Origin of the sequence: Lacticaseibacillus camelliae DSM 22697 = JCM 13995, from assembly GCF_001311195.1 — a bacterium.
Taxonomy (GTDB): Bacteria; Bacillota; Bacilli; order Lactobacillales; family Lactobacillaceae; genus Lacticaseibacillus; species Lacticaseibacillus camelliae.
On record NZ_BBAJ01000081.1, the window covers coordinates 1 to 9,621 of the forward strand.

Genomic DNA, 9,621 nt, shown 5'->3' on the forward strand with positions numbered 1-9,621 from the left:
TCGTCCAGTGTCCACGTTGTAGCCAATGTAGATACCTTCCTTTTCGCCGAGCGATTGCGTCGCGCCAAAGCCCAGTGAGGCGATGAAGTCGCTGGTCACATATTGGATATAATCGTTGATGTAGCGCTTCGAGGCAGGGATAAACTCACTGTGTAGCCCCAGCATGTCGCCGAATGGTCGCACAAGTTTGATGTTAAGGCTGTCGTAGAAGTCGAGTAGCTGATCGGCGCGGCGCTTCATTTCGTCCTCGGATCGCCCGGCCACGCGAATGACGTAGCTGATTTTGTACATCGCGTCTTTGGTTTGATCAAGATTGCTTTCAAGTTCATCGACCGAATCTAAAGCGTCGCTGACGCCGCGTGTCGTTTCGTTGCCGGACTGGTAGGCGTGTTCGTCCAAGTCCTTGAGTTCCTTCTTCTTGTTGCGTACCTTGGTCAGCGCCTTCTTGTTCGTCACGATTTCAACGTTTAAGCTGGTGTCGATTGGAAAGTCGAACTGGCTTTGTTGGAAATAAAAAAATTTCACTGCCGGGAAACTCCAATTCACCAACAATGTCGGAAAGCGTCAGGTACGTCACGTAACTACTATCCAGTCCGTGGGTGATCTTGATCGAGCGTTGGTGCTGCTCAATCAGTGAGCGGGTTGGCTTGATCAGGTCATAGCGCTTGATAATCGTGTCGCGCTTGGACTTCTTGCGGGGCAAGTGATAGTCATAGTCATCGTAGTCTTGCCCCGCCATGCCGTATAAGTGCTCCAACAAGTAGCCGAAGTCGTTCTTGTCGAGCGGACGGACTTTGAACCGGCGGCCAATTTTTTTCGGCAAGGAACTTAACGGACTTGGCGTAGCGTTCCACCTCTGCGTTGTTCATGGTGAAGAAGTCACCAGCAAACGTTGTGTTGAACTCGGCGAAGAAGTCCCGAATGCCCAAGGACATATCCTTGAAGATAGACTTGGCGGTAACCTCTGCGTCGTTCAGCAACAGCTTAAAGCCGATGAAGAAGCGGTAGTCCACTTGGTTGTCACCGACGTTTTCAGTCAATGCTTCGGCTTGGCCGTCGATATGCTGGAAGGCGATGTCTTTCAGCGACCCCTTGACCAACTTCTTCGAGCGGTCGAGAGTGTCTCGGACACTAGCTTCGGTGGCGAGCTGCAATAAATGGAGCTTGCCGTCGCGATTCTGCGAGATTAACTGCCGGAAGTTCTCGTGGACTTGTTGTTTCTGTTCAGGGCTTAGAAACGAGTAGTTGTACGGGATCAATTCAAAATAGGCAAAGCACTCGCCGTCAGTGTTCCAGACGAGATTGTCTTCGATATACTTAATTGGAAATTTCATTGTGGTACCTCCAAACGTAGGTCACAGCAGCGGTTTGTTTCTCTTTCTGCGACTTCACAGGTTTACCAGCATAGGTGAGCTTCGGAGTAATGGCATAGTTGATCACCGACCGCAAGAATCCCATTGGCTTCTTGTTGTCGAAGGTTTTCTGGCTCATGAACCAAGTTAGCCCGGCCGGAATGCCGACGTACTTGAGAAACGCGCCGTCAATGAATGACAGTGGCGGCAAGTCGCCCAGCAGCATGACCGCAAACAGACTGACGATGAACCACGTCATTTGCGTAAATGTGATCGGGAACGGTAGTTGCAGGTCATTGATGGCGTACAACACCTTTTCGACCGACCAGATGCTGGTGTAGGATCTGACTTTCTTCATGTGATCTCCTTTCATGGTGAGATAAAAAGGCTGACGCCTTTTGCAGCGCCAGCCCAGAGAGTTAGTCTAATAATTGGTAGATGCCATGAGGTGTTTCAACGAAACCTCCTTCAATTTCGAGGTCACGACCGACCTTGGCATAGTCGATATAGTTTTCAACTTGTGGCGGAATGTCGCCGAACCAGCCTTCGTCAGCCAGTTCTTCGGCCAACTCAGTCATGTTCGCAACGTGATAACAGGCAATGTCATCCTTGTGTGCGGCGAGTTCGATCACGTTGTCGTACCATTCGCCAATAAGCTCTTTGATAGCTGGGTAAATCTCGGTGCCTTTCAACGCTTCGACGGCTGCGGCAGCTTCGTTGATCTCGCCAATCGTTGAATACTCACTAAAGACAACGGTGCCTTCGTAGTCCTGAACCATGTATTCTTCGTACTGGTCATTCAGTCCTAATTTTTCTGCGAGTTCTTCGTTGTTGATTGGTGGCGTGAACCATGCGCCGACAATCTCGCCCTCGTTATACTTGCCAAGATTGGCAATAAAGACTTTGATGTCGTCCATAGGCTAGGCTCCCATGACGCGATTGAACAGATTCAACAGTACGTCTTTGACTCCAGCAGTGTTGAAGACCAGCCCTACGGCAATGATCGCAATGACCAAAAAAACCGATGAGCTTGGAAAATTCACGCTTGAAGCCGAGGTAGACCCCAATAATGGCAATCGCATCAGTACCAGGCTCTGGGCGTTTGAAGTGAACCAATTAAACAAGTTTTGTCCGAAATTCATAATAATCATCCTTTGATTTTTAGTTTTGTGACCAGGGCTCCTTTCAAATATGCCGCTGTTTTGGCGCGGTCAGCGGCTACCGGATCAGGGATAACGAATCAGAAAAGCTCGGTTTGAGTTGCGTGGTGGTGCTTGATGCGATCAGAGGCACGCCGCCAGTATTCTTCGCTAATTTCATAGCCGATGAAATGGCGGTCAGTGTCCATTGCGGCGATCGCGGTGGTGCCAGACCCATACAGTTATCTAGCACGATTTTACCGGGTTGGATGTAAGTCTTGATGAGGTAGGCAAAAAGATCGACGGGCTTTTGTGTCGGGTGCCAGCCGGTGCGATCAGACTTGTAGTTGAGTACGTCAGACGGGTAGTTCGTCCACTCTTGCGTGTACGTGTCGGGCGCATTCCGCGGGTGTAACTGATTGGAATTTTCGTACTTACGCGAGTTGACGGTTTTGTTATAGGGGAGCAGCCCTTGGGGGAAGTAGTTCATGCCTTTGGTATCAGGAGAGTTGCCAAAATTGGCCGTGCCCGCTTCTGAGAAGACGAGAATTTCCTCGAACCGGGATAGCGGGCGGTTCTTAGCATTGACGAAGTTGGTGACGGTATTCTTGATCCAGACCCACTTGTAGCGATACAAGGCTGGGTTTGATTGCACTAAGTCCGCAGAGAACCGTTCAGTTGCGGTTAGCACAATCGCGCCTTGGGGTTTGATGAGCCGTTCGTATTGACCCCAGAGGTATTCAAACGGGATCACCTTGTCCCAAGCGTTGGCTGTGGTGCCATACGGCAAGTCGCACAGGATCATGTCGATGGAGGATGTCGGTAAGTCCGCCATGCCTTCCAGACACTCGCGATTGTAGATGACGTCTAGTTTGATTGCGGTGATACTCCTTTAGTTGAATTTGTGACCATCACTCCTTTTTGAATTGCGATTGTTTTGTCACGGTCAATCGCGACCGAGTTGGTTAATCGAAAAATAGGTCTTCCACCGGTGTAGCGAAGACCGGCCAGCCTGAATCTTCGGCTGTCTGATAAAGCAGTCGGCGCAGCTCGCCGTGGTTCAAGGCACATCCATCGCGGCCAATTAGCGCCGCCGGGTGTTCTTGTTGCTGGTGCCGCCAAGCGATGTAGTCTTGTGCCGTGAAGCCAAAACTGTTCATATCGCAGATACGCCGGTACTTCTTGTGCTCGACGACACCGACTAGTGCTGCCTTGTAGACGTACACGTTCAGCACACAGTCCTTGAATGCTTTACCGCGCAGCGGGTGGGAAGCCAGCACGTCATTGACCAAACATGTCACCTCCTAGCTCTTCGCTACCAACAGTCTGTTGTTCAATCAGCTTGAGGTGTTTGTCGGTCAGCTCGGCGTCCTTGATCATGAGCTGCAAGTCAGTGGTGCCAAAGTAGTTGTCGATTTCTTTGATGACTTTGAGCGTTGGCATGACTTGCTTTTGGAGCCACGCCTTGGTCTTGTTCAGGTCAAAGGGCTGGGGATCGGTGGTTAAGCGAATCGGCTGGCGTCCTTTGCCAAGGAAGTATGCCCAACGTTCGTTGACCGGCCACTTCAAGCGGCTTTTGTCCGGGACTTCATCCACGAAGCGCATATAGCGGGTGATGATACCAAACGCAACCTTTTCAGCGTCACGGGTTATCAGCATGTTCTCAATCGCCTTAATTGCCCGCTCGTTTTTCAAACGAATCTCAAATCGGTTGATGATTGGGGTATCGGCAATCGAGATTCCGCGCTTGGCCGCTTGTTCAGCAGCCTTCTCGTAGATGCAGAAATACACGTCGCTTTTCATCGTGCCGACGTACAGCGTATTGCCTCGGCCAACCTCATCGAGATCCACGAGCTTGCCTGATTGCAACCCTTGAAACGATCTCATGACAGAAATGCACTCGTTGTTCAGACACTTATCGACCAGTTCTGGAATGCTTAGCAGGCCAACCATGTCGTTAATTGCAATATCGATCCGTTTGAAAATACCGCCAGCTTCATCGACCCGAAGAAAGTAGTCGTACCAGTTTTCACCGTGGCTGAGCAGAATGCCTTCAAACTCCCTGCAGCCTTGGCCCTTCATTTCAACCAACGTGCCGAGATTGGAGCCAACCGGTGCCACCATGACCTGAATATTAGAGAAGATATACATGGACGAATAGCCGTAGAAGCCGTGTTCCTCAAATATCAGGTGCTCCGGGGTCAGACCGAGAATCTTGGTAATCACGGCCTTGGCGTCATGGGTCGGGAACCGCACGCGCATGTAGTCAAACATCAGCGTTAGTTCCGGTTCATCGTTCCAGTTCTTGAGCAGCCGGTCGATTTCCATTTGCAGCGCAGGACTAGGGTTCGTCTTACCGTTTTCCACTTGGACGTAATGCATCCGTGTGACACCTAAGCGTCGGGCGACTTGAGTTTGCGTCAGTTGTAATTGTTTGCGATGCAGCTTAACTTGTTCATGCCAAGAAACCACATTTTAGCCTCCTTTGATTTTTGGACAAAAAATGATGGATGCGGGGTGCAATCCATCATTTTGTAACTATTCAATTTAAGCCTGTCATATCAGGCTTTCTGCCTTGTGTTCAGGCACAGACGTTGTATTTAATACCCCCCTGTTAGAGTACTGGGGGTAAGCGGTCGCTGGCGCCGACCGCTGCTGCTCACGCTTGCGGCTTTCGCGCTGCACGCCGCGCGTGGCGGCAGGGCGAGATGTATTGCTTACTTAACCAGCGGCTTTAGTTGGACGATTTCACCGCTGAATTGACTTAAATCTACTCCAATTACTTCTGCCAAAATTTCGTTAGGAAATGGCGTTCCGTATTTTATACCAAGTTCGTGACTTAATTCGCTGGGGTCTAGGATGTTTTGCTGCATAAGCAAATCAAGTGACTGTTTGAGGAGTACAGGTTTTGGAGAGGGAGTATTTAGATCGAGCGGCTCAACCTTTCGCCATTGTCTATAACTAAGTTTTTTTTGAAGCTTTAGATATTCATCGGCGGTTACTAAGTTTAGGTCACGTGCACGATACAACATCGCAGCAATCGAGACATGCCAGTGGTTTTTAAGAAAAACATAGTGTTTTAGATCAAGTTTGTCTGTACCAAGAGTTTTTTTCAAAGGCTTGGGCAGGTAATAGAAATTCGGAAGCAAATTGACTTGCTTCCTTTTCCATTGTTCTGTAGTCTTCTGCATCTAGTTCTTGAGGATTTAAGATATTTGCATGGAGTACGCGATGCCCTAATTCATGGGCTTGAGTAGACTGCTCACGATAAAATGAGTGGCTGGCGCTGTCAACAAGTACGATGTAGTATGAGCGGCCATCTACTGTGTAGAAGCCACTGTGAGCGTCAATCTTGTTTGATCCAGAATCGACCACGGCGACGATTAAACCGTGGGTTTCTAATAGTCGCATCATGTTCGGAATAGGTGAGTCGCCCAAACCCCATCGATTTCTAAGCTTGATAGCGGCCTGTCGGGGAGTATCGTTTTCAAATTGATCGTCGGTCAGCTCTGGAAAATCTATGAATTCACCAAAATAATCTCTGACTATGGCCGTTGCACGCTTGTAAGTTTCACTAGGCTGTTTTTCTGATTGGGTAGCGGTAAGGCGGCTGCGAAAGAAGGTGCCGCCATCCTGAAACTCGAGTTGGTCTTCGGTGGTAAAATAATCTAAGGGGAACTTCAAGGCCTGGATAATTTTTTTGGAAGACCTCGAGACCAGGCGTTGAGTTCCCGCGTTCATATCGAGAAATCATTTGCTTGGTTACTGATGCTTTATCAGCGAGATCAGCAATGGTCATATGGCGATAACGCCTTGCTTCACGCAGACGCGAACCATTTAATTCAAAATTCATTGTACTTCCACACCTTTAGTGATTATATTATTTTTCGTCCGAGTTGGACTTCTTTTCTTTGTCTTCTTGTGAGCGACGCTTTGCACGTAGCTTGACGATAGGTTCTTGCGGCTGTGGTTTAATATCTGGATTTGATTGAACATCGCCTTGTTCAATTGGGTGGAGGATTTGTTCGCTCAAATCAACGCTGTCAACCAATCGGTAATTGTCATCAAATAGATTAAGCGAACCGCCGATAATTTCACCGTGACCGTATTCGAACGATCCAATAAGTACTTCGCTTACTTGGTCAACCCAATCACCAAGCATTTTTTTCCAGGTCCTTAATACGATGTTCTTGCTTGTCATCGTCAAGTGGTGGAATCATCTCTAGTTGTTCTGAAACAGGTTCAAGACCTTCATTTACAAAGAGAAGAGAGTATACGTAGTGGGTGGAGAAGCCCTTCAATTCAACCTCATGACGCCTAGCAGATAAATTTTGATCAGTCATCATGACATATAACTTTGATTCGTCCTTATCAAGAATGGCCACTAAAGTCCAGAGACCACGAGGAATAATGATTTGTTGGTAGCGGGGATTCTTCGCCAGTTTGTCACACAAAATTTGAAACCGACGATCCCAAGTTGAGAAATGACGGCCATTGTGAGTAACGGTGGAGATAGCTTGATAGTCTGGTGCAATATCAGAGTCCGTAAAACGCATCGCAGAAATTTGAGCAGCGACGACTTCTTGATTGTAGTCCATAAGGGTTAAGTCCTTTCATCGTTGTGATAGTTACATTCTAGTCCTTACGGTTGACAAAAACAAGTGTTTATACGATTCTGAATCGTAAATACTTAGAATAATGCTAATTATACGTCAATCCTGCTCTGGAAACGAACACTTGTTCTCGCATTCTTCTAATAATGGTGCGCCCAGCTATGGTAAGTGAGCTGCATGCCAGTTTGCGCCATGTTAGCTGTGAACCAGGAGTAGACTGGCCTGCCCGAGATGGTGCGATCACCGACGAGTTCGAGCCAGTGATCGTCGCCTTCTGGTGTTCCAGCTATAATTGTATCCCCGTATCTTCCTAAAAACGACTTTGATTATTGATAATTGGTATTCTCATGGATGCTCCTTTCGTATTTGTGATTTCACGTTTCAAGCATCGTTATATGGTACAATGATGTTTGAAACGTGAGGTGAACTTAATGTCAGATTTGATTGAATTCTTCTTGAAGCAAAATAATGGGCAGGTAACGACCACAGATGCTAGAAAGCTTGGCATAGATCCACATCTGCTTATTGATCTTGCAAACCTTGGCAAGCTAGAACGAGTAGGACGTGGGGTGTATATTGACCCGGCGATATTTGAAGATGACATGTATATCCTTCAATATCGTTTTAACAAAGGTATCTACTACAAAGACACGGCACTCTTTTTGCATCATATGATCGATAGAACACCGGATCGCTACCAAATGAATTTCCCTCGCGGCTATAATGCAAGTTCACTTGGTGAGTTTCCTGTGCGAATCTATCGGCAAAAGGCAGAATGGCACAAATTAGGGGTTGAGGAAGTGATGTCGCCAGGTCAACACAAGGTTCGGGTCTATAATATCGAGCGAACCCTTTGTGACATATTGCGAACGCGTGATTCATCAGATTCGGAAACGATCCGTCAAGCGATGATCAGCTATTCGCGGCTCAAGCAAAAAGATATTGGGCGGCTTGTACGCTATGCAGATTTGTTCAAAGTTAGAGAAAAAAATCAACAACTACATGGAGGTACTACTGTGAAACTCGGTTTTTCAAATGGGCAACAGTTCAAGGCTAAGGTGCGTAACCTTGCCAAAGAAAAGCAGATAGATCCCCAAATATTGATGCAAGAAGTGGCATTAGACGAGATTGTGGATCGTATTTCTCGTTCTCCTTACCGGGATAACTTGATTCTCAAAGGCGGGTTTTTAATCGCGTCAATGCTAGGTGTTGATACGCGAGCGACGCGTGACGTTGACACCTCGGTTAAGGGTCTACCGGTAACAAAAGAGGAAATCCTCAAAGTGTTTACGGACATCGCTGATATGAACGAGCCAGACAGCGACGTGACAATCAGAATAGCTAAGATTGACGATATTCGTGTCGCGGCAGATTATGCCGGGTTTCGCATTCATATCGAGGCAAAAATCTACAACAGCGTCGTAGATACGAAGATTGATGTTTCAACGGGGGATATAATCACGCCTCGAGAAATTTCATGGCATCATCACACAATCTTTAATGACCAAGACATCATGGTTATGGCCTACAATATGGAGACCATTCTTGCCGAGAAACTCGAGTCCATGGTTGTTCGGCAAGAACTTAATTCACGTATGAAAGACTTCTACGACCTGTATCTGTTCGATAAGGTGCAACGGCAGAATATCAATTTCAAAGTCTTAAAGGATGCGTTGCAGGCGACAGCTGAGCTTCGGGGCTCGGAGGCGCTTTTGCCGCGATACGTGGAGATTATCACGGCGTTGCGTGGGTCTGTGCTATTGAAACAGCGCTGGGAAAAGTACCGAGTGGCCTACGTATACAGTGAGAACGTTACTTATGAAGCCACATGCGATGCTGCATTAGATCTGGTGAACGAGATCGGATTACCATAAAATTACTCCTCGTCACCTTCATCTGCGACGTTGGTGTAAGTCATCATCAGGCCACCATTGTCGTCAGTAGTGACGTTGAACCAAAAGCGCTTCGGAAAGTGATCAGCGGTCAGTCCGCCGGGAGCGCCCATCCAGATCCTTGAATCTGGATACTCGCGGGCGTGCATTGCCATCCATTCAAGTTGGTCTTCCGCGTCTTCGTCAGACTGAAAAGGTACATTTTCGTGAAAATCGTTGAGGAATTGCGTGCGGTTTTCGATTTTGACATCAGTGCTCATTTGGCACCTCCTGTTCTGTTGAGGTTGCAGGTACGATATTGGCTGCGGCACCAATTTCGGTGAGGAAGTCATAGCCGCGCGGTACTAGTGGTGTGTAAAATTCAGAGATCACGCTACCGCCAGTGTCAACATAGCCGCGTCCCTTGATTGGTTTTTGGAAGAAGTCCTTGTTGGTTTCGCCGAACATCATGGAATAGCCCAACTCACTCATGCGCCCAAGCGCAACACGGAACATAAACTGGTCTCTGATCCCATCGCCCAGATATTTTGCGTCAGGTCGTTGGCAAGCCAACACGAGAAAGAAGCCAGCTTGGCGCCCAAGCATGACAATCTGCTTGAGTTTGGACATGACTTGCATGGCATCG

Annotated in this window: 9 protein-coding genes and 7 pseudogenes; 2 read left to right on the plus strand and 14 right to left on the minus strand. The window is 47.9% G+C overall.

Annotated elements, in window-relative coordinates; translation table 11 throughout:
- The 12 genes and pseudogenes from JCM13995_RS11335 to JCM13995_RS11375 all read right to left on the minus strand — a co-directional run.
- Positions 1 to 1,334, minus strand: a pseudogene (locus JCM13995_RS11335) (conjugal transfer ATPase TcpF); the annotation flags it as partial.
- Positions 1,318 to 1,710, minus strand: coding sequence for a conjugal transfer protein (locus JCM13995_RS11340; RefSeq protein WP_054665765.1), 393 nt, complete (start codon positions 1,708 to 1,710; stop codon positions 1,318 to 1,320). The gene JCM13995_RS11340 and the pseudogene JCM13995_RS11335, both read right to left, overlap by 17 nt.
- A 61-nt stretch (positions 1,711 to 1,771) precedes the next feature.
- Entirely contained in the window at positions 1,772 to 2,269 is a 498-nt protein-coding gene (locus JCM13995_RS11345) for an antirestriction protein ArdA (protein ID WP_054665769.1), read from the minus strand.
- Positions 2,270 to 2,272: 3 nt separating this feature from the next.
- Positions 2,273 to 2,494 (minus strand): annotated as a pseudogene (locus JCM13995_RS14035) (hypothetical protein).
- Positions 2,495 to 2,592: 98 nt separating this feature from the next.
- Positions 2,593 to 3,326, minus strand: a pseudogene (locus JCM13995_RS11350) (DNA-methyltransferase).
- A gap of 130 nt (positions 3,327 to 3,456) precedes the next feature.
- Positions 3,457 to 3,783, minus strand: coding sequence for a hypothetical protein (locus tag JCM13995_RS11355; RefSeq protein ID WP_054665772.1), 327 nt, complete (start codon positions 3,781 to 3,783; stop codon positions 3,457 to 3,459).
- Complete coding sequence (locus tag JCM13995_RS11360) at positions 3,773 to 4,963, minus strand: XRE family transcriptional regulator (RefSeq protein WP_054665776.1); 1,191 nt, start codon at positions 4,961 to 4,963, stop codon at positions 3,773 to 3,775. Before JCM13995_RS11360 ends, JCM13995_RS11355 begins: the two co-directional genes overlap by 11 nt.
- A gap of 245 nt (positions 4,964 to 5,208) precedes the next feature.
- Positions 5,209 to 5,607 carry a M78 family metallopeptidase domain-containing protein gene (locus JCM13995_RS16305; RefSeq protein ID WP_225350867.1) on the minus strand — a complete coding sequence of 133 codons (399 nt, stop codon included), beginning with the start codon at positions 5,605 to 5,607 and terminating at the stop codon, positions 5,209 to 5,211.
- Positions 5,576 to 6,232 carry an ImmA/IrrE family metallo-endopeptidase gene (locus tag JCM13995_RS16310; protein ID WP_225350868.1) on the minus strand — a complete coding sequence of 219 codons (657 nt, stop codon included), beginning with the start codon at positions 6,230 to 6,232 and terminating at the stop codon, positions 5,576 to 5,578. Before JCM13995_RS16310 ends, JCM13995_RS16305 begins: the two co-directional genes overlap by 32 nt.
- A gap of 16 nt (positions 6,233 to 6,248) precedes the next feature.
- Positions 6,249 to 6,344, minus strand: a pseudogene (locus JCM13995_RS17840) (hypothetical protein); the annotation flags it as partial.
- Positions 6,345 to 6,371: 27 nt separating this feature from the next.
- Positions 6,372 to 6,653, minus strand: coding sequence for a hypothetical protein (locus tag JCM13995_RS11370; protein ID WP_054665779.1), 282 nt, complete (start codon positions 6,651 to 6,653; stop codon positions 6,372 to 6,374).
- Positions 6,643 to 7,089, minus strand: coding sequence for a DUF5986 family protein (locus tag JCM13995_RS11375; protein ID WP_054665782.1), 447 nt, complete (start codon positions 7,087 to 7,089; stop codon positions 6,643 to 6,645). Before JCM13995_RS11375 ends, JCM13995_RS11370 begins: the two co-directional genes overlap by 11 nt.
- 446 nt (positions 7,090 to 7,535) lie before the next feature.
- Here JCM13995_RS11375 and JCM13995_RS11380 point away from each other — a divergent pair.
- Together JCM13995_RS11380 and JCM13995_RS11385 are read left to right on the plus strand one after the other, a co-directional pair.
- Positions 7,536 to 8,124 (plus strand): annotated as a pseudogene (locus tag JCM13995_RS11380) (type IV toxin-antitoxin system AbiEi family antitoxin domain-containing protein).
- A gap of 122 nt (positions 8,125 to 8,246) precedes the next feature.
- A pseudogene (locus JCM13995_RS11385) lies at positions 8,247 to 8,978 on the plus strand (nucleotidyl transferase AbiEii/AbiGii toxin family protein); the annotation flags it as partial.
- A gap of 2 nt (positions 8,979 to 8,980) precedes the next feature.
- On the opposite strand, the gene JCM13995_RS11390 reads toward JCM13995_RS11385, so the two are convergent.
- A complete protein-coding gene (locus JCM13995_RS11390; RefSeq protein ID WP_054665787.1) occupies positions 8,981 to 9,256 on the minus strand; it encodes a hypothetical protein in 276 nt (91 codons plus the stop codon).
- Positions 9,246 to 9,621, minus strand: a pseudogene (locus JCM13995_RS11395) (ATP-binding protein); the annotation flags it as partial. The gene JCM13995_RS11390 and the pseudogene JCM13995_RS11395, both read right to left, overlap by 11 nt.

Excerpts from the sequence above, each read along its gene's own strand:
- JCM13995_RS11375 (WP_054665782.1), bottom strand. The coding sequence starts at position 7,089 with ATGGACTACAATCAAGAAGTCGTCGCTGCTCAAATTTCTGCGATGCGT.
- JCM13995_RS11370 (WP_054665779.1), bottom strand. The coding sequence starts at position 6,653 with ATGCTTGGTGATTGGGTTGACCAAGTAAGCGAAGTACTTATTGGATCG.
- JCM13995_RS11345 (WP_054665769.1), bottom strand. The coding sequence starts at position 2,269 with ATGGACGACATCAAAGTCTTTATTGCCAATCTTGGCAAGTATAACGAG.
- JCM13995_RS11390 (WP_054665787.1), bottom strand. The coding sequence starts at position 9,256 with ATGAGCACTGATGTCAAAATCGAAAACCGCACGCAATTCCTCAACGAT.
- JCM13995_RS16310 (WP_225350868.1), bottom strand. The coding sequence starts at position 6,232 with ATGAACGCGGGAACTCAACGCCTGGTCTCGAGGTCTTCCAAAAAAATT.
- JCM13995_RS11340 (WP_054665765.1), bottom strand. The coding sequence starts at position 1,710 with ATGAAGAAAGTCAGATCCTACACCAGCATCTGGTCGGTCGAAAAGGTG.